Raw genomic sequence first — 18,242 nt, forward strand, 5'->3', positions numbered from 1 at the left:
CTGCCGGGCAGGATACGATGATGGCGCTTTTCCATCGCGTGCCTGCAAGCCATGGAGTTTCGGAATGATCGGTCGCCGCGCCCGCGTGCTCGCCATCACGCTCCTGACGTTCGTAGCGGCGACCACTGCCGCAAGCGCGTTCGAGAAGGTGAGCTTCCCGTCGCACGATTCGCGTGACCTCGTGGGTTGGCTGGCACGCCCTGCAGGAGGAGGTCCCTTCCCGGCCGTCATCGGCCTTCACGGCTGCGCCGGGCTTTATCGGCGCTCGGGGGAGATCAATGCCCGAGAGAGCGACTGGGCACAGCGCTTCAACGCGGCCGGCTATGCCGTGCTTCTCGTCGACAGTTTCGGATCACGCGGGATCAAGGCCCTGTGCAACGACCGTGTGCGCGCGCTGACGCCGGCCGGACGTGCCCGCGATGCCTTCGCCGCCATAGACTGGCTGGAGAAGCAGGACTTCGCCTTGAGGCAGCGCATCGCCCTGATCGGCTGGTCGAATGGTGGCTCGACGGCGCTGCGCGTCGCGGCTGCGCCCGAAGCGAAACGCCTGCGCCATGTCATTGCCTTCTATCCCGGCTGCCGCGTCATCCTGAAGCGCGGCTGGCAGGCGCAGACCGATACCGCGATCTTCCAGGGTCTGGCCGATGACTGGACGCCGGCTGCGCCCTGCGAAGAGCTAGCCCGCAGCGGCGGCGCCCGTTTCGTCGGCTTTCCCGGCGCCTATCATGATTTCGATCATCCCAACTTGCCGCTACGCGAACGCAAGGCGGCCTATTCGCAGCGTGACGACGGACTGGTCACGATCGGCAGCGACCCGAAGGCCCGCGCCGAGGCGATCGACGCGGTGATGGCGATCCTGAGGAAACCTTGAGGCTGCTCCTATCAGAGCCCTCAGTTACTGGCGGTCGCCGTCGGGGCGGCCGGATTGCCGGCAGCCGCCACCGGCGCAGCAGCAGGCCTTGCCGGCGGCACGACAGCCGCCTTCGGCTTTGGCTTGCGCGCCTGGATCGTCGAGGTGACGATGCCCTGCGGCGTGTCGAGGCCATAGATGTCGTCGCGGAACTGGACCTGCCCGTCGGCGCCCTGCCAGCCGGTGAGATAGACCCAGGCGACCGGAACCGACTTCTTCAGCGTGATGTTCTTGCGCTCGCCCTTGGCGATCTCGTCCTCGATCGACTGGCGGTTCCATTCCGAGCCTTCGAGTAACCAGGCCCCGAGGTCGCGGACGCCCTCGATGCGGGCGCAGCCGGAGGAATTGAAGCGCACGTCGTTGCGGAACAGCGTCTTCTTCGGCGTGTCGTGCATGTAGACCGCATCGCCGTTGGGCATGTCGATTTTCATCTGGCCGAGCGAATTGGTCGGCCCCGGCTCCTGACGCACATAGAAATAGGGATTCTTCAGGGTCGCCCAGTTGACGCTCGCCGGGTCGATTTCCTTATTCTCCGCACCGAGCAGTTTCATATTGGACTTGGCGATGAAGCCGGGATCCTTGCGCATATGCGGAATGATGTCGGCTTTCACGATCGACGTCGGCACCGTCCAGTACGGATTCAGGTTGACCGAGGTGATGTTCGCCTGAATCACCGGCGAGGGACGGTCCGGCCGACCGACGATGGCGAGATGGCGCTGGGCGACCGTGCCGTTTTCGACCGCTTCGACGCTGGCGCCGGGGATGTTCACCACGACATAGCGGCTGGCGAAGTTGAAGCCGTTGCCCTTGAGACGCTCCAGCGTCGCAGTGAGCTGGTTCAGGCGCGATTCCACCGGCGTGTTCATCGCCTTGAGGGTCAGGCGGCCGACCGTGCCGAGATCCGACAAACCATGGCGGCGCTGAAAGCGTTTCACGCCTTCGACCACATTGGCGTCATAGACGTCGCCGGGCATGGTCTCGGGCGCAAGATCGCCGCTGGCGAGCAGGCGCTGCTTCAGCGCCACGACATCGGCGCCTTGCGAATCCGGCTTCAGCGACGTGACGCCCGGCGGCACCTTGGGCCAGCCGCCGCGATTGGCGACATCCTCATGGGTGATCAGTGCCTCGAGCGTGCGGTCATAGGTGTTCGGGCCATAGCTCGGCTCATTGGCACCCACGAGCGCCGTCGAGGCCAGCAAAGCAGCGGCCGCAAGAGCGAGGATGGAGGGACGCGCAGACATAAAAACCCCCGGGCCACAGAGAGCGGCACCGGGGGATCATTCCGCGACATGGTCAAGGAATGCTTAAGAAGCGATCGACACCCTTCACCATGCTGACGAAGGCCGTCAGCATGGTGGGGGCATCTCATTCCGCCGCCTGCGCAGAAGCCGGCTTTTCCCATTTCAGGACCGGCGAACGGGCGGCGCGTGTCTCGTCGAGGCGACGGATCGGGGCGTGATGCGGGGCGCTGGTGAAGCGCTCCTTGTCATTGCCCTTGGCCGCGATGGCGAGGTCGCGCAGCGTCGCGATGAAGAGGTCGAGCGCCGCCTTCGACTCCGACTCGGTCGGCTCGATCAGCATGGCCCCATGGACGACGAGCGGGAAATACACCGTCATCGGATGGTAGCCCTCGTCGATCATTGCCTTGGCGAAATCGAGCGTCGAGACGCCCGTGCCCTTGAGCCATTCGTCGTCGAACAGCACTTCGTGCATCGACGGATGGTCCGGGAAGGGCAGCGACATCAGGTCGGCGAGGCCGGCGCGGATGTAGTTCGCGTTCAACACCGCATCCTCGGAGGCCTGGCGCATGCCGTCCGAGCCGTGGCTGAGCATATAGGCGAGCGCGCGGACATACATGCCCATCTGGCCGTGGAAGGCGGTCATGCGACCGAAGGGCTGGTTGCCCTTCGGCGCCTCACCGCGCGACTCGATCAGATGCGGCTTGCCATTCTCGACATGGATGAAGGGGACCGGCGCAAAGGGCGCCAGACGCTCGGAGAGCACGACCGGGCCCGCACCGGGACCGCCGCCGCCATGCGGCGTCGAGAAGGTCTTGTGCAGGTTGATATGCATGGCATCGACGCCGAGATCGCCAGGCCGAGCCTTGCCGACGATGGCGTTGAAATTGGCGCCGTCGCAGTAGAAATAGGCGCCCGCTTCATGCATCGCCGCGGCGATCTCGACGATCTGAGGCTCGAAGATGCCGCAGGTGTTCGGGTTGGTCAGCATGATCGCGGCGATGTCCGGCCCGAGCAGCGCCTTGACATCCTCAACCGCGACGGTGCCGTCCGGACGGGCCGGAACCGCCTTCACCGAGAAGCCAATCAGGGCAGCCGTGGCCGGGTTGGTGCCGTGGGCCGATTCGGGGACGAGCACGACGTTGCGGGTCGCGCCCTCGCCCTTGGCTGCAATCGCGGCCTTGATCGCCATCATGCCGCAGGCCTCGCCATGGGCGCCCGCCTTGGGGCTGAGAGCGACGGCCGGCATTCCGGTCAGCGTCATCAGGTAGCGGGCGAGCTCCAGCATCAGGTCAAGGGCGCCGGGCACGGTCGAGACCGGCTGGAGCGGGTGCACGTCCGAGAAGCCCGGCAAGCGCGCCATCTTCTCGTTGAGGCGGGCATTATGCTTCATCGTGCAGGAACCGAGCGGGAAGAGCCCGGTATCGATGCCGTAATTCTTCTGGCTGAGGCGCACGTAGTGGCGCATGGTCTCGGGCTCGGAGAGGCCGGGCAGGCCGATCTCGCCCTGGCGAGCGTGTTTACCGAGGCGCGACTTGAACGGTGCGGGCTTGTCGATATCGACGCCGGTCGCCTCGTGATGACCGATCTCGAAGATCAGCGGCTCGATCTGCTGCAGCGCCTTGTTGCCGGTAAAAGTGGCGTGTTCGGCGTGAGAGGCCTCGCCGGCCTGGGTGGGACGTCCCTGACGGTTCAGCATCACAGCACCTCCACGAGCGCCGCCACGAGGGCCGCCCGGTCTTCATCGGTATTCACCTCGGTCGAGGCGATGATCAGCAGATCGTCCAGCCCGGCCTTGGGCAGGAGCCGCGAGACGGGGACACCGGCCAGGATGCCCTTCGCAGCCAGCACCTCGACGACCTCGGCGGCCGGCTTCTTCAGCTTCACGGTGAACTCGTTGAAGAAGCTGTCGTTGAGGACAGTCACGCCTTCGACGCCCGCGAGCGCGTCGGCGAGCTTCACGGCATTGGCGTGGTTCACCTCGGCGAGACGGGCGAGGCCGGTCTGGCCAAGCAGCGTCATGTGGATGGTGAAGGCCAGCACGCAGAGGCCGGAATTGGTGCAGATGTTCGAGGTCGCCTTGTCGCGGCGGATATGCTGCTCGCGGGTCGAGAGCGTCAGCACGAAGCCGCGCTGGCCGGCCGAATCGACCGTCTCGCCGCAGAGCCGGCCCGGCATCTGGCGGATATATTTCGACTTGGCGGCAAAGAGGCCGACATACGGGCCGCCGAAGTTCAAGGCGTTGCCGATCGACTGGCCTTCGCCGACGACGATATCGGCATCCTGCGCGCCCGGGGGCACGACGGCGCCGAGCGAGACGACTTCGGTGAAGACCGCGATCAGGAGGGCACCATGGGCATGGGCCTTCTCGGCGATCGGCTTCAGGTCTCGCAGGTTGCCGAACACGTCCGGCGACTGGACCACGACGCAGGAGGTGCTGTCGTCGATCTGCGAGAGGATGTCCTCGCTGGCCGAAACGTCGGGCTTCAGCGCCACGACCTCGTCATTGGCCATCTCGGAGAGGGTCTCGACGACCGCGGTGTAATGCGGGTGCAGGCCGCCGGAGAGCACGGCCTTGCGGCGCCTGGTGACGCGATGCGCCATCAGCACCGCCTCGCCGGTACCGGTCGAGCCGTCATACATCGAGGCGTTGGCGACCTCCATGCCGGTCAGCGCGGCGACCTGGGTCTGGAACTCGAAGAGATATTGCAGCGTGCCCTGCGCGATCTCGGGCTGGTAGGGCGTGTAGCTGGTCAGGAATTCCGAGCGCTGGATCAGGTGATCGACCGTCGCCGGGACATGGTGCTTGTAGGCGCCGGCGCCGACGAAGAAGGGCACGGCCGAGGCGGCGGTGTTCTTGCCGGCCATCTTGCCGAGGATGCGCTCGACCTCGAGCTCGCCCCTGGCGCGGGGCAGATCGACCGGGGCCTTGAGCAGCTTTCCGGCCGGCACGTCGCTGAACAGCGCGTCGACATCGGAGACGCCGATCCGCGCGAGCATGTCCTCGCGGTCGGTATCGGTGAGCGGGAGATAGCGCATGGGGTGATTCCGTTTCGGGGTGTCATCCCGTGTCTGCGCCGCAGCGCTTGAGCGATGCGGCGCAGACACGGGAGCGTGCGACGAGAAGGCGCTTCTTTCGGAAGGCGGTCCCGCATCTGCACGGCGGCATTCACATGCCGCAGCGCGTGCGGGATGACACCCGCTCAGAGCGTCTTGACGTAGTCCTGGTACTCGGCCTCGCCCATGAGCGCGTCGAGCTCGGCCGCGTCCTTGATCCTGATCTTCAGGAACCAGCCCTTGCCGGCCGGATCCTCGTTGACGGTGCCCGGCGCGGCTTCGAGCTCGCCATTGACCTCGACGACCTCGCCGGAAACCGGGGCATAGACTTCGGAAGCGGCCTTGACGCTTTCGACCACGGCAGCCTCGCTGCCCTTGGCCAGCGCCTTGCCCACAGTCGGCAGCTCGACGAAGACGACGTCGCCGAGCTGGGACTGGGCGTAGTCGGAGATGCCGACGGTGCCGACGTCACCCTCGATGCGGATATATTCGTGGTCCTTGCTGTAACGGGTCTCGGCCATGGGTTCCTCCTGGCGTCGGTTGTCTGGAAAAGGGGTTCAGCGCTTGTAGCCGTGCGGCACGAAGGGCATCGTCGCGATGACGGCTGGCAGCGGCTTGCCGCGCACGATGAGGTTGAGCTGCGTGCCCGGTGCGGAATGAGCCTTGGCGACATAGCCCATGGCACAGGGTCCGTTCAGCGTCGGACCGAAGCCGCCGGACGTCACGACGCCGATCACCTCACCCTCGGGCGTCGCGATCTCGGTGCCCTCGCGAGCAGGCGCGCGCCCTTCCGGCTTGAGGCCGACGCGGACGCGCGCCGTGCCCTCCGTCAGCTCGCGCTGGATGCGCGCGGCGCCCGGGAAACCGCCCTCCTCTCGACGGCGCTTCTGGATCGACCAGTTCAATCCGGCCTCGATGGGGGAGGTCGTCGTGTCGATGTCATGCCCATAGAGACACAGGCCAGCTTCGAGGCGCAGCGAATCGCGGGCACCAAGCCCGATCGGCTTGACATTCCCATCCAGCAGCAGCGTGTCCCAAATCTCGCCGATCTTGCTGGCGGCAGCGGAAATCTCGAAGCCGTCCTCCCCGGTATAGCCGGCGCGGCTGACATTGGCCTTGATGCCCGCGACCTTCATGGTGCGAGAGGTCATGAAGCCCATCTCGGCCGCTTCGGGGGCGATGGCCGCGAGCGCAGCCGCCGCGCCAGGCCCCTGCAGCGCGACGAGGCCGCGATGCTCGGCACGGACGAGCTTCACATTCGACGGCAGGCGCGCCTCGATATGGGGATAATCGGCTTCCTTGCAGGCAGCGTTGACGACGAGATAGAGCGCGCCATCCTCATCGGGATCGATCGAGCGCGTCACCATCAGATCGTCGAGGATGCCGCCCTCCTCGTTGAGAAGCTGCGAATAACGCTGCTTTCCCGGAGCAAGGTTGACGATATCGGCAGGAACCAACGCCTCCAGTGCCCTGGCCGTAGTCTCGTGGTCGGGGCCGACCAGGAAAGCCTGCCCCATATGCGAGACGTCGAAGAGGCCGGCCTTCTCGCGCGTCCAATTATGCTCGGTCAGGATGCCGGTCGGGTACTGAACCGGCATGTCGTAACCGGCGAAGGGCACCATGCGGGCGCCCAGCGCGACATGGCGCGCATGCAGTGGGGTCTTCAACGGCGCGACAGCGCCGGCGGTATCGGTATTGGCCTCGGCAGCCATGGCATGCCCCTTCCAGAATCGAGCGCAAGCCCCGGACGATGGTGTCCGGAACGCGCCCCCTCTGTCTCGGCACCTGAGAGATTTCCCCGTCCGGCCATAGCCGGACAAGTTACACCCGTCGGTGGGCGGGCATCACTGCCCGCCGCTTTCCAGAGCGCCAAATCCCCAGCGGCCCTTTTTGCCTGAGCGTTTCCGGGGCGGTTGCGCCTTCGGCGCCGGGCTCGGAGCCCGGTCTCTCCCGCGGGGATATGCGGCTTCGGCACAGATACAAGACGCGCCGGCTTAGTCAATCGGCGCGCCACCGTCTTTCACGGCAAAGCCGGCCTTGTCAGCGACGCCGACGCGCCGGCGCGGCAGCGCCGCCACCGCCCAGACCGACGAAGATCTCGACATCCCCCTTGCCGGCCGGCACCACGATGCCATCCTCGACATGGGTGAAATCGGCGCCGCTCTGGCCAGACGGAATCGCCGCCCCGACACGCGCGCTGCGCTTGCCGACGACGTTGTTCGCCCGGGTCACGGTGGTGACAAGGGTCGCACCATAATTGCCCGGACTGCCGGCCGGGCCGAGCAGCACCCTGCCCTCGACGCCGACCTTCAGGCGGAAGCTACCATTTCCGATCGCCGTGCACTGACGCGCGACGTTGGAGATGGAGATCTGGTAGCGCAGGCCGCTCGAATCCTGCCCGGACTGGGCGCGGATCGCAGCCCCGCCATCGGAGACGATGACATCCGGACAGATCAGCGGATCCTCCTCGTCATCCTTCGGCAACTGATCCGCCGGCGGAGGCGTCGTCGACTGAAACATGATGACATTGAGCGCGGTATTGCCAGCCGATGACGACGAGCCGGAGCCGCAGCCGGCAAGGCCGAGGCACAGCAGCGGCAATGCGAGCCAGCGGCCCTGACGAAGAGTTTGGTCGATCACGGCAGCGCCTCCACGCCCGGGCCGAAGCCATTGAGGGAGATGGGCACGCCAACCCCCTCTTCCGGCGTCTGGAATACGATGAAAGTCGCGCTCTTGCCGCCCTTGAGCTGGCCAAGCAGGGTATCGTCCATGACGACCTCCGCCACGCAACCGGTGGTCAGGCAGCGCACGAAGCCCGCGCGGCCGATATCCTTGTCGTCGATCTTGAGACCCAGTCCCGAGGGCAGCAGCACGCCGAGCGGAGCGACGACGCGCAGGAGCCGGCTCTTCTGGTCCGCCGTCTTCAGCACGATGACGAGAAGCGTCAGATTGGGGCGGTCCTCCGCCGCGACGTTCTGAACAAGCGCGCATTGCTCCGCCTTGGCACCCGGGGGAACCTCGCAGCGCATCTGCCAGTCGCCATGTGTGGAGCGCACCGCGCCCTGCGCGAAAGCGGAGCCGGCGGCGAGGCTCGTCCCCATGAGCGCCAGCGCCAGGGCACCGAGCGCTCCGATGATCCTCATCATCCCTGCCATCCCTTCCAAACCGGACTTGCCACCGCAGCAGGAGCGCAGAATTCAGGCAAAACGCCGACCGCGCCAGAGAAACCCGCCACCCTTCAACATAAAACGCGTTGGGACCACGCAGGTCCGGTCCTGTCAAGGCGGCATGACGGTTCGGCGTTGCATCGAGGACTCGCGCGATTATGCCGCACGGTCGTTGGGGGCAGTCTTCATTGTCCCACTGGCGCAAGCGCGATCTTTGATCTATCGCAATCTCAAAGAATGAGGCGACTTCGCGGTCGCCCCTTCATGCGTGGGGCAAAGCCGGTCGGCTCCCTCGCAAGTCGATTGAGGAGCATGTCGGATCGATGCAACTTCTGAGCAGGACCTTTGCAACAGCGGCCGCCACGGCCCTTGCCGTCACCGCGCTGGCGACTGTACCGGCTCTCGCCGGCACCGGCATGCCCTCCGACTGGCAGATGAACCTGCAGGGAGCGGTCACTCCCGTCGCTGAGTTCATCCGCTGGTTCAGCGACTGGCTCAACGTCATCATCAGCGTGGTCACGCTCCTGGTGCTGGCTCTGATGCTCTACGTCGTTTTCCGGTTCAACGAAAAGGCGAACCCGGTTGCTTCGAAGACCACGCACAACGCCTTGCTCGAAGTGTGCTGGACCGTGATTCCGGTGCTGATCCTCGTCGTCGTCGCGGTTCCGTCCTTCCGCCTCCTCAAGCTCCAGCTCGAAGTCCCGCAGGCCGACATGACCCTGAAGGTCACCGGCAAGCAGTGGTACTGGTCTTATGAGTATGCGCAGGAAGGCGGCAATTTCGGCTTCGATTCGCTGATGCTCGACGAGAAGCAGCGCGCAGAGGCGATCGCCAGCAACAAGATCGCCGCCGCCGAGGCCCCGCGTCTGCTCGCGGTCGACAACGAGGCGATCGTGCCGGTCGGCAAGATCGTCCGCGTGCAGGTGACCGGCGCCGACGTCATCCACAAATTCACGGTGCCGTCCTTCGGCATCAAGATCGATGCCGTCCCCGGGCGCCTGAACGAGACCTGGTTCAAGGCCGAGCGCGAGGGCATCTACTACGGCCAGTGCTCGTTCGTCTGCGGCCAGAATCACGCCTATATGCCGATAGCCTTCCGTGTCGTCAGCCAAGAGCGTTATGCCGCCTGGCTCGCGGAAGCTAAGCAGAAATTCGCCAATGCAGAAGACGCGGGCAGCAAGCTCGCCGCTGCGTCCAAGTAAGTCGCCGAGGAGAAGAACGATGGCAACAGCGGCTCAGCACGCTCAGGGCCACGGTCATGATGAGGCCCATCACGACCACCCGACCGGATGGCGCCGGTGGCTCCTGTCCACCAACCACAAGGATATCGGCACGCTCTACCTGATCTTCTCGATCATGGCGGGCCTCGTCGGCGGCTTCCTCTCGATCATGATGCGCATCGAGCTGCAGGAGCCCGGCCTGCAGATCTTCGCCAACGGCCAGAGCTACAACGTCTTCGTCACCAGCCACGGCCTGATCATGATCTTCTTCATGGTCATGCCCGCGGTGATCGGCGGCTTCGGCAACTGGTTCGTGCCGCTGATGATCGGCGCGCCGGACATGGCCTTCCCGCGCATGAACAACATCTCGTTCTGGCTGCTCGTCGCGGCTTTCGTCCTGATGGTCATCTCGATGTTCATGGAGGGCGCGCCCGGAGCCATGGGCGCCGGCACGGGCTGGACGATCTATCCGCCGTTCTCCACGACCGGCCACCCCGGTCCGTCCGTCGATTTCGGCATTCTCTCGCTCCACCTGGCCGGCGCTTCGTCGATCCTGGGCGCGATCAACTTCATCACCACGATCCTGAACATGCGGGCGCCGGGCATGACCATGCACCGCATGCCTCTGTTCGCCTGGGGCGTGCTGGTCACCGCCTTCCTGCTGCTGCTGTCGCTCCCGGTTCTGGCGGGCGCCATCACCATGCTGCTGACGGATCGTAACTTCGGCACGACCTTCTTCGATCCCGCCGGCGGCGGCGATCCGATCCTCTACCAGCACCTGTTCTGGTTCTTCGGCCACCCCGAAGTGTACATCATGATTCTGCCGGCCTTCGGCATCATCAGCCACATCATCTCGACCTTCTCGAAGAAGCCGATCTTCGGCTATCTCGGCATGGCCTACGCCATGGTCGCGATCGGCGTCGTCGGCTTCATCGTGTGGGCACACCACATGTACACCGCCGGGCTGTCGCTCAACACACAGCGCTATTTCGTGTTCGCGACGATGGTGATCGCAGTGCCGACCGGCATCAAGATCTTCTCCTGGATCGCGACGATGTGGGGCGGCTCGATCCGCTTCACCGCACCGATGATCTGGGCGATGGGCTTCATCTTCATGTTCACGGTCGGCGGCGTGACCGGCGTGGTGCTGGCCAATGCCGGTGTCGATCGCTCGCTGCACGCCACCTATTACGTCGTCGCGCACTTCCACTACGTGCTGTCGCTCGGCGCCGTGTTCGGCATCTTCGCGGGCTTCTACTACTGGTTCCCGAAGATGAGCGGCTATGTGATGCCGGACTGGATCGGCCGGCTGCATTTCTGGATCGCCTTCATCGGCGCGAACCTGCTGTTCTTCCCGCAGCACTTCCTCGGGCTCGCCGGCATGCCGCGTCACTATGTGGACTATCCGGACGCCTTCGCGGGATGGCATTTCTGGTCGTCGATCGGCTCCTACATCTTCGCCTTCGGCCTGCTGGTGTTCTTCTACGGCCTCATCGTCGCCTTCACGAAGAAGCAGCTCGCCGGTGACAATCCGTGGGGCGAAGGCGCGACGACGCTGGAGTGGACGCTGTCCTCCCCGCCGCCCTTCCACCAGTTCGAGACGCTGCCGCGCATCACCGGCTCGGACCACTAAGACTACAGGCGGCGGGCCTCACCGGTCCGCCGCCGCCCTTCCCCCGAGCGCCCGAGGGGCGTTCCGGAGACGGGCGGCAACATCGCCGCGACCAACCTGCGCCCACGGGCGCCGCTCACAAGAGTACGAAGACGATCCGACTGATGTCTGCTGCGTTCGAAACCCGCACCGATAGCCTGACGGTCTCCACCGGCGAAGCGCGCGATTTCTTTGCGCTGCTGAAGCCACGCGTGATGTCGCTGGTGATCGTAACGGCGCTGACCGGGATGGTTACCGCGCCGGGCTCGGTGCATCCTGTTCTCGGCCTTGCGGCGCTTATCGCGATCGCGGTCGGCGCCGGCGCGTCGGGTTGCCTCAACATGTGGTACGACGCCGATATCGACGTGCTGATGAGCCGGACCGCCAAACGGCCGATCCCGTCGGGCCGGATCCTGCCATCGGAGGCGCTGGCATTCGGGCTGACCCTGTCGATCGGCTCGGTCCTGGTTCTGGGTCTCATTGCCAACGCGCTCGCCGCAGCGATGCTCGCCTTCACCATCTTCTTCTATGCTGTCGTCTATTCGATGTGGCTGAAGCGCTGGACGCCGCAGAACATCGTGATCGGCGGCGCCGCAGGCGCATTCCCGCCGATGATCGGCGAAGCCGTCGTGACCGGCGATTTCGGCTGGCACTCGCTGGTCCTGTTCGCGATCATCTTCCTGTGGACCCCACCGCATTTCTGGGCGCTGGCGCTGGTCAAGTCCGACGACTACGCGCGTGCCGGCGTTCCGATGATGCCGAATGTCGCCGGCCCAGCCGCGACCCGCCGGCAGATCGTGCTCTATTCGCTGATCATGGCGCCCGTCGCCGTTCTGCCCGCGCTGATGGGCTTCGGTGGCCTGCTCTATCTCGTCGTGTCCGTGACGACCGGGCTCGCGATGGTCTGGCTCTCGCTGCGGGTCTGGCTGCGCAGTGAAGGTCCGCCCGCGATCAAGGCGTGCTGGTCACTGTTCGGCTTCTCGATCCTTTATCTGTTCCTGCTCTTCGCCGTGCTGATCGTCGAGAACGGCTTCGGGCTGATGTGGGCGCTGCCCAAGGTGCTGGGATGAGCGAGCAGCATCCGCGGCAACCCGCTCCTCCCCCGTTCTCGCCTGAAGACCTGGCACGCCGCCGCCGCCGCTCCATCGCGTTGGCGCTTGTGCTGGGCGGACTCGTGATCTTCTTTTTCGCGGTGACGCTGGTGAAGATCGGCCCCGCGGTCCTGAACCGGCCGCTGTGATGACGAACGCTGCTCCCCAGAGGCCGAGAGGCAATCCGGCGCGCACCGCCCTCATCTGTGTCGGCGTCGCCTTCGGCATGCTCGGAGCCTCCTTCGCCGCGGTTCCGCTCTACGATCTGTTCTGCAGGGTGACCGGCTTCGGCGGCCGGCCCTTGGTCGGAACGGCCGGTACCGGCAAGATTCTCGACCGGACCATGTCCGTGCGTTTCGACGCCAATGTCGCACCGGGACTGGGCTGGAAGTTCGAGGCAGAAAGTCCCGAGATCAAGGTCCAGGTCGGCGCGACCCAGACCGTGTTCTACAAGATGACGAATCGCTCCGACCGCACCGTGACGGGCATCGCGACCTACAATGTCGCTCCCGAGAAGGGCGCCGCCTATTTCGTCAAGATCCAATGCTTCTGCTTCACCGAGCACACGTTGAAGCCCGGCGAGAGCTTCGAAGCGCCGGTGGTGTTCTATATCGACCCCGAAATCGCCGAAAATCGCGAGCTCGACGGGGTCCACGCCATTACGCTGTCGTACACCTATTTCGCCTCCAAGTCGGGCCAGCCCGTCGCGGAAGGCAAGGCCGGCCCCGTCAAGGGTGACGCGGGCAATTCGAAACTGTAGAACGCGCTAGAGCAGAGGCGCGGACAAAAAGCCGTACGCGGAGACTGAACAAGATGGCCGGGGCCCATACGAAGCACCACGACTACCACCTCGTCGATCCGAGCCCGTGGCCGCTCGTCGGCGCAGCGAGCGCGACGATCATGGCGATCGGCGCAGTGATGTGGATGAAGACGCTGCCGATCGGCGGCATGCATATCGGCCCGCTGGTGTTCGGCGTCGGCCTGCTCGGCGTGCTCTACACCATGCTCTCCTGGTGGATGGACGTGGTGCGCGAGGCCGAAAGGGAAGGCCACCACACCCGCGTCGTCCAGCTCCACCACCGCTACGGCATGATCATGTTCATCGCCTCCGAGGTGATGTTCTTCGTCGCCTGGTTCTGGGCCTATTTCGACGCCAGCCTCTTCGCCGGCGAGCAGATCAACTACCTGCGTTACGACTTCACCGGCGGACACTGGCCGCCCAAGGGCATCGAAACCTTCGACCCCTGGCATCTGCCGCTGCTCAACACGCTGATCCTGCTGACCTCGGGTACCACGGTGACCTGGGCGCATTATGCCCTGATCAACAACGATCGCGCCGGTCTGAAGCAGGCGCTGTGGCTCACCGTGATCCTCGGCGTGCTGTTCACGATCTGCCAGCTCTACGAGTATTCGCACGCCACCTTCGCCTTCAGCGGCAACATCTACGGCGCCACGTTCTTCATGGCGACGGGCTTCCACGGTTTCCACGTCTTCATCGGCACGATCTTCCTCGCGGTCTGCCTCTACCGGGCCTATCTCGGCCACTTCAAGCCGGAGCAGCATCTCGGCTTCGAGTTCGCCGCCTGGTACTGGCACTTCGTCGACGTGGTCTGGCTGTTCCTGTTCGCCGCGATCTATGTCTGGGGCGCCGGCGCTCCGGCAGCCGGGCACTGATCCCACACTCTCAACCGCGCCTCGCGGTCATCGTCTGACGAAAGGCGGCCGCGAGGCCGCCTTTCCTGTTTCGGTTCTTTGATTTGACGTCTTCGTTCCCGAAAACCGTATTCCACTTTTCGGGTCGATCTTCTGGGAGGCTGCGATGACCAGTCCTGAACCCACGTCTCCCTCCCCCTATTCGACAGGGCTGGCCGGGCGCTGCCCGCGCTGTGGCGAGGGCGCACTGTTCGACGGCTTTCTGAAGCTCAAGCCGCGCTGCAATGCCTGCGGTCTCGACTACTCATTCGCCGATTCGGCGGATGGCCCCGCCGTGTTCATCATGCTGATCGCCGGCTTCATCGTGCTGGGCGCGGCGCTCTATGTCGAAATCGCCTATGAGCCGCCGATCTGGCTGCACCTCATGATGTGGCTGCCATTGGCCATCGCGCTCTGCCTCGGCCTGCTCCGGCCGATGAAGGGCCTCGCGGTTGCCCTGCAATATGCCCACAAGGCCGAGGAAGGCAGGCGCAGACCGTGACGACGATGGCGACGCCCGCTTCCCGCAAACCCGGACTGCTTCTGCCGGCACTGCTGACGATCGCGGGCGTGATCGTACTGTGCATGCTCGGCGCCTGGCAGCTCGAGCGCATGGGCGAGAAGCACGCCTATCTGGACCGCCTGCAGCGGGAGGCAGCGGGAACCCCGGCGCCGATGCCGCCGAGCGCTGATTGGGCGAAACTCGACGCCGCTGCGCTCGACCTGACCCATGTCGTTGCCAAGGGCAGCTATATCGACGACCGCATCGCCGGGGTGCGCACCACGATCGCAGCCGGCCCGCCCGGCAGCCGGCAGCTCTCCGGCTTCGGGCGCTGGATCTTCCAGGCGTTCAGGCTGGAGGATGGCGGCATCATCCTCGTCAATCGCGGCTTCGTGCCGGAAGGGCGACTTGGCCAGATTAGCCCGGCCAGCGGCCCCGACACGATCAAGGGATTCCTGCGGGCGCCGGAGAGCCGCAACAGCTTCACCCCGCAGGATCTGCCGGCGCTCCGCGAGTTCTACACGCGCGATCCCGCCGCGATCGCAGCCTCCCTCGGCCAGCCGCCGGCACCGTTCTATCTGGAGGCCGCCCGCGAAGGCGACGGCATGACACCGCCGGCCGGCGTCGATGTGCGCGAGCTGATCGCGCGGATTCCGGACAACCACCTGCAATATGCGCTGACCTGGTTCGGGCTGGCGCTGACCCTGCTCGGCGTGTTCGCCGCTTTCGCCTGGCAGGTACGGAAGGGCACGGATAGCGCTGCGAAGCCGTCATCCTGACGAGCGAGCGACAGCTTGCGTCACGAAGGATGCCCCAAGAGGCTTGCTCGCGAACGGAAGCGCCTGCAAGACGCCCTTCACGCGGCTCCTCTGGATGAGGGCTCGTTGGTCAAACGGTTTTGCCGAATGCGCCGGACCAGCCTATAGCAACAGGCTGAGATCACCGAGGCTAAGATCGTGCTGCATGTTTCCACCCGGGGTGAAGCCCCGGTGCTCAGCTTTTCCGACGCATTGCTGACCGGGCTTGCCCGCGATGGCGGGCTCTACCTGCCGCAGAGCTGGCCAACGCTGTCAACGACGGAGATCGCCGGTTTCGCCGGGAAACCTTATACGGCCGTAGCCGAGCGCGTGCTCGGCGCGCTCGCCGACGGCGATATTGAGAGCCGCGCGCTCTCCGGCATGATCCATGGGGCCTATGCCGGCTTCCGGCACCCGGCCGTCTGCCCGCTGACGCAGATCGGCGACAATCTCTTCGTGCTGGAGCTGTTCCACGGCCCGACGCTCGCCTTCAAGGACGTGGCGATGCAGCTGCTCGGGCGCCTGATGGACCATGTTCTCGGCCAGCGCGGCCAGCGCGCCACCATCGTCGGCGCGACCTCGGGCGATACCGGCGGCGCAGCGATCGACGCTTTCAAGAGGCTGAAGAGCGTCGACGTCTTCATCCTCTATCCACAGGGCCGCGTCTCGGACGTGCAACGCCGGCAGATGACCACGGTCGATGCCGACAACGTCCATGCCATCGCGGTCGAAGGCACTTTCGACGACTGCCAGAATCTCGTGAAGGCGATGTTCAACCATCACGCCTTCCGCGACGAGATCGGGCTCTCCGGCGTCAATTCGATCAATTGGGCGCGCATCGCCGCCCAGGTGGTCTATTACTTCACGGCCGCCGTCTCGCTGGGCGGGCCGGGGCGCAAGGTGTCCTTCACGGTCCCGACCGGCAATTTCGGCGACATCCTCGCCGGCTGGGTCGCCAAGCAGATGGGGTTGCCGATCGAGCGGCTGGGTATCGCCACCAACAGCAACGATATCCTGGCGCGCACGCTGGAAACCGGCGCCTATGAGATGCGCGGCGTCCAGGCGACGACATCGCCTTCGATGGACATCCAGATCTCCTCGAATTTCGAGCGCCTGCTGTTCGAAGCCCATGGTCGTGACGGGGCTGCCGTGCGCAGGTTGATGCAGTCGCTGCAGCAATCCGGCCGCTTCGAGATCGCGCCTGAACCGCTCCAGCGTATCCGCGGTGAGTTCGACGCGGCTTCGCAGAGCGAAGACGAGATCGCAGCCGAGATCAGGAAGAGCTGGACCGAGGCCGGCTACCTGCTCGATCCACACACGGCGATCGGCGTCGGCGCGGCGCGTCAGGCGCTGAAGCGCGATCCGGCAACCCCGATGATCGTGCTCGGCACCGCTCATCCCGCCAAATTCCCGGCGGCGGTCAAGGCTGCGAGCGGCGTCGAACCGGCGCTGCCTGCCCATCTCGCCGACCTGATGGAGCGCAAGGAGCGCGTGACGCTGCTGCCGAACGATCTTGGCAAGGTCGAGAGCTTCGTGCGCGAGCATGCGCGGGCCGTGCGTGGAGCGGCAGCGTGAGCGCGCCCGCACCGGGCGAAGCCGTCGAGCTGGCCGTGCCGGCACGGCCGGAAGGCCGGCACGATCCCGATGTCGCGCTAACCACCCTGCCCTCGGGCCTGCGCGTCGTCTCGCAGCGCATGGACCATGCCGCGACCGTGTCGCTCGGAATCTGGATCGGCGCCGGTTCGCGCGACGAGCTTCCAAATGAGCACGGGCTTGCGCATCTGCTCGAGCATATGGCGTTCAAGGGTACGGCGCGCCGCAGCGCGCTCGCGATCGCCGAGGAGATCGAGAGCGTCGGCGGAGACCTCAATGCCGCGACATCGGTCGAGTATACCTGCTATACAGCCCGCGTGCTCGGCTCGGACCTCGGTCTCGCCGTCGATATCCTCGCCGACATCATCACCTCTCCGTCTCTGACCGAGGAGGAGCTGAAGCGCGAAAAGGGCGTGATCCTGCAGGAGATCTCGGCCGTTCAGGATACCCCCGACGATCTGGTGTATGACCGCTTCCTGCAGGCGGCCTTCCCGGACCAGCCGATCGGCCGGCCGATTCTCGGCACCGCCAAGACGGTGAAGGGCTTCACGCCCGATGCGATCCGGGCCTATCTCGCGCGCAACTATCATGCCGGCAATATGGTGCTCGCCGCCTCCGGCGCCGTCGACCATGAAGCGCTCGTGGCGCTCGCCAAGGAGCATCTGTCGAAGCTCCCGCCGCCGCAGCTCACGCTACTCACCCGTGAGGCCGGCGAATATCGCGGCGGCGAAGCCCGCATCGGCAGTGACGAGGAGCAGGTCCATCTCGTACTCGGCCTGCCTGGCCTGCCCTTCACCGGGGGCACGCATTATCCGCTGCAGATATTCGCCTCGGTTCTCGGCGGCGGGTTATCCTCGCGCCTGTTCCAGGAGGTGCGTGAGAAGCGCGGCCTCGCCTATGCGATCGATGCTTTCCACTGGCCTTTCTCCGATTGCGGCGTCTTCGGCATCGGAGCCGGCACCGCGCCGGAGGATGCTGGCGAGTTGATCGAGGTCGCGCTCGGTTGCTTGCGCCAGGCGGCAGAGGATGTCAGCGAGGCCGAGGTCGCGCGCGCCCGCGCCCAGATGAAGGTCGGCCTGCTGGCTTCGCTCGAAAGCCCGGGCGGCAAGCTGGAGCAGATGGCGCGGCAGGTCCTGCTCTTCGGCCGGGCGATCCCGCGCGAGGAACTCGCAGCCCGGCTCGATGCAGTGACGCTCGACGACGTGCGTGCCGCCGGCCGTTCCCTGCTGGGGCATCAGCCGACGATCGCCGCGGTCGGCCCGACCCATGGTCTGCCGCCGGCCAAACGCCTGCGCCACGCGGCCCGGGCGGCGGACTGACCGGC

The 18,242-nt window shown here is 65.6% G+C and carries 18 protein-coding genes and 1 riboswitch; of the genes, 11 read left to right on the forward strand and 7 right to left on the reverse strand.

Features of this window, described 5'->3' with window-relative positions:
* The first annotated feature begins 64 nt into the window (after positions 1–64).
* Entirely contained in the window at positions 65–871 is an 807-nt protein-coding gene (locus J0I42_RS02765) for a dienelactone hydrolase family protein (protein WP_291652527.1), read from the forward strand.
* 20 nt (positions 872–891) lie between these two features.
* On the opposite strand, the gene J0I42_RS02770 is transcribed toward J0I42_RS02765, so the two are convergent.
* The 7 genes from J0I42_RS02770 to J0I42_RS02800 all read right to left on the reverse strand — a co-directional run bounded on the left by J0I42_RS02770 (position 892) and on the right by J0I42_RS02800 (position 8,348).
* On the reverse strand, positions 892–2,151 hold the full coding sequence (locus J0I42_RS02770; protein ID WP_291652529.1) for a L,D-transpeptidase family protein: 1,260 nt from the start codon (positions 2,149–2,151) through the stop codon (positions 892–894).
* Positions 2,152–2,275: 124 nt separating this feature from the next.
* A complete protein-coding gene (gene gcvPB, locus J0I42_RS02775) occupies positions 2,276–3,847 on the reverse strand; it encodes an aminomethyl-transferring glycine dehydrogenase subunit GcvPB (protein WP_291652530.1) in 1,572 nt (523 codons plus the stop codon).
* Positions 3,847–5,187 (reverse strand): aminomethyl-transferring glycine dehydrogenase subunit GcvPA, encoded by a 1,341-nt coding sequence (gene gcvPA, locus J0I42_RS02780; RefSeq protein WP_291652533.1) that lies wholly within the window; start codon positions 5,185–5,187, stop codon positions 3,847–3,849. The genes gcvPB and gcvPA overlap by 1 nt, the downstream gene beginning before the upstream one ends.
* A 164-nt stretch (positions 5,188–5,351) precedes the next feature.
* Positions 5,352–5,726, reverse strand: coding sequence for a glycine cleavage system protein GcvH (gene gcvH, locus J0I42_RS02785; protein ID WP_291652535.1), 375 nt, complete (start codon positions 5,724–5,726; stop codon positions 5,352–5,354).
* A gap of 36 nt (positions 5,727–5,762) precedes the next feature.
* The gene (gene gcvT, locus J0I42_RS02790; RefSeq protein ID WP_291652537.1) at positions 5,763–6,917 is read right to left on the reverse strand and encodes a glycine cleavage system aminomethyltransferase GcvT; all 1,155 of its coding nucleotides are present in this window, start codon (positions 6,915–6,917) and stop codon (positions 5,763–5,765) included.
* A gap of 159 nt (positions 6,918–7,076) precedes the next feature.
* Positions 7,077–7,168: riboswitch (glycine riboswitch) on the reverse strand.
* 77 nt (positions 7,169–7,245) lie between these two features.
* Positions 7,246–7,845, reverse strand: a complete 600-nt coding sequence (locus J0I42_RS02795) for a hypothetical protein (RefSeq protein ID WP_291652540.1) — start codon at positions 7,843–7,845, stop codon at positions 7,246–7,248.
* A complete protein-coding gene (locus tag J0I42_RS02800; RefSeq protein WP_291652680.1) occupies positions 7,842–8,348 on the reverse strand; it encodes an invasion associated locus B family protein in 507 nt (168 codons plus the stop codon). The genes J0I42_RS02795 and J0I42_RS02800 overlap by 4 nt, the downstream gene beginning before the upstream one ends.
* 347 nt (positions 8,349–8,695) lie before the next feature.
* Here J0I42_RS02800 and coxB point away from each other — a divergent pair, with 347 nt between their 5' ends.
* The 10 genes from coxB to J0I42_RS02850 all read left to right on the forward strand — a co-directional run bounded on the left by coxB (position 8,696) and on the right by J0I42_RS02850 (position 18,237).
* On the forward strand, positions 8,696–9,574 hold the full coding sequence (gene coxB, locus J0I42_RS02805) for a cytochrome c oxidase subunit II (protein ID WP_465247627.1): 879 nt from the start codon (positions 8,696–8,698) through the stop codon (positions 9,572–9,574).
* 19 nt (positions 9,575–9,593) lie between these two features.
* Positions 9,594–11,225, forward strand: a complete 1,632-nt coding sequence (gene ctaD, locus J0I42_RS02810; RefSeq protein ID WP_291652542.1) for a cytochrome c oxidase subunit I — start codon at positions 9,594–9,596, stop codon at positions 11,223–11,225.
* Between the two features lie 143 nt (positions 11,226–11,368).
* Positions 11,369–12,313: a heme o synthase gene (locus tag J0I42_RS02815; protein WP_291652544.1), complete on the forward strand. Its 945-nt coding sequence runs from the start codon at positions 11,369–11,371 to the stop codon at positions 12,311–12,313.
* Positions 12,310–12,483, forward strand: a complete 174-nt coding sequence (locus J0I42_RS02820) for a hypothetical protein (RefSeq protein ID WP_291652546.1) — start codon at positions 12,310–12,312, stop codon at positions 12,481–12,483. The genes J0I42_RS02815 and J0I42_RS02820 overlap by 4 nt, the downstream gene beginning before the upstream one ends.
* Positions 12,483–13,094, forward strand: a complete 612-nt coding sequence (locus J0I42_RS02825; protein ID WP_291652547.1) for a cytochrome c oxidase assembly protein — start codon at positions 12,483–12,485, stop codon at positions 13,092–13,094. The genes J0I42_RS02820 and J0I42_RS02825 overlap by 1 nt, the downstream gene beginning before the upstream one ends.
* A 53-nt stretch (positions 13,095–13,147) precedes the next feature.
* Positions 13,148–14,008, forward strand: a complete 861-nt coding sequence (locus J0I42_RS02830; RefSeq protein WP_291652549.1) for a cytochrome c oxidase subunit 3 — start codon at positions 13,148–13,150, stop codon at positions 14,006–14,008.
* A gap of 145 nt (positions 14,009–14,153) precedes the next feature.
* Positions 14,154–14,528, forward strand: a complete 375-nt coding sequence (locus J0I42_RS02835; protein WP_291652551.1) for a DUF983 domain-containing protein — start codon at positions 14,154–14,156, stop codon at positions 14,526–14,528.
* Between the two features lie 5 nt (positions 14,529–14,533).
* The gene (locus tag J0I42_RS02840; RefSeq protein WP_291652683.1) at positions 14,534–15,307 is read left to right on the forward strand and encodes an SURF1 family protein; all 774 of its coding nucleotides are present in this window, start codon (positions 14,534–14,536) and stop codon (positions 15,305–15,307) included.
* Positions 15,308–15,484: 177 nt separating this feature from the next.
* The gene (gene thrC / locus J0I42_RS02845; RefSeq protein ID WP_291652553.1) at positions 15,485–16,900 is read left to right on the forward strand and encodes a threonine synthase; all 1,416 of its coding nucleotides are present in this window, start codon (positions 15,485–15,487) and stop codon (positions 16,898–16,900) included.
* 35 nt (positions 16,901–16,935) lie between these two features.
* The gene (locus J0I42_RS02850) at positions 16,936–18,237 is read left to right on the forward strand and encodes a M16 family metallopeptidase (RefSeq protein WP_291652685.1); all 1,302 of its coding nucleotides are present in this window, start codon (positions 16,936–16,938) and stop codon (positions 18,235–18,237) included.
* The last annotated feature ends 5 nt before the right edge of the window (positions 18,238–18,242 follow it).

This window comes from Allobosea sp., from assembly GCF_017308015.1.
In the GTDB taxonomy this organism is placed as follows: Bacteria; Pseudomonadota; Alphaproteobacteria; order Rhizobiales; family Beijerinckiaceae; genus Allobosea.

Coding starts and splice junctions, on each gene's coding strand:
- J0I42_RS02765 (WP_291652527.1), top strand. CDS start 65: ATGATCGGTCGCCGCGCCCGCGTGCTCGCCATCACGCTCCTGACGTTC.
- J0I42_RS02770 (WP_291652529.1), bottom strand. CDS start 2,151: ATGTCTGCGCGTCCCTCCATCCTCGCTCTTGCGGCCGCTGCTTTGCTG.
- gcvPB (WP_291652530.1), bottom strand. CDS start 3,847: ATGCTGAACCGTCAGGGACGTCCCACCCAGGCCGGCGAGGCCTCTCAC.
- gcvPA (WP_291652533.1), bottom strand. CDS start 5,187: ATGCGCTATCTCCCGCTCACCGATACCGACCGCGAGGACATGCTCGCG.
- gcvH (WP_291652535.1), bottom strand. CDS start 5,726: ATGGCCGAGACCCGTTACAGCAAGGACCACGAATATATCCGCATCGAG.
- gcvT (WP_291652537.1), bottom strand. CDS start 6,917: ATGGCTGCCGAGGCCAATACCGATACCGCCGGCGCTGTCGCGCCGTTG.
- J0I42_RS02800 (WP_291652680.1), bottom strand. CDS start 8,348: ATGAGGATCATCGGAGCGCTCGGTGCCCTGGCGCTGGCGCTCATGGGG.
- coxB (WP_465247627.1), top strand. CDS start 8,696: ATGCAACTTCTGAGCAGGACCTTTGCAACAGCGGCCGCCACGGCCCTT.
- ctaD (WP_291652542.1), top strand. CDS start 9,594: ATGGCAACAGCGGCTCAGCACGCTCAGGGCCACGGTCATGATGAGGCC.
- J0I42_RS02815 (WP_291652544.1), top strand. CDS start 11,369: ATGTCTGCTGCGTTCGAAACCCGCACCGATAGCCTGACGGTCTCCACC.
- J0I42_RS02820 (WP_291652546.1), top strand. CDS start 12,310: ATGAGCGAGCAGCATCCGCGGCAACCCGCTCCTCCCCCGTTCTCGCCT.
- J0I42_RS02825 (WP_291652547.1), top strand. CDS start 12,483: ATGACGAACGCTGCTCCCCAGAGGCCGAGAGGCAATCCGGCGCGCACC.
- J0I42_RS02830 (WP_291652549.1), top strand. CDS start 13,148: ATGGCCGGGGCCCATACGAAGCACCACGACTACCACCTCGTCGATCCG.
- J0I42_RS02835 (WP_291652551.1), top strand. CDS start 14,154: ATGACCAGTCCTGAACCCACGTCTCCCTCCCCCTATTCGACAGGGCTG.
- J0I42_RS02840 (WP_291652683.1), top strand. CDS start 14,534: ATGGCGACGCCCGCTTCCCGCAAACCCGGACTGCTTCTGCCGGCACTG.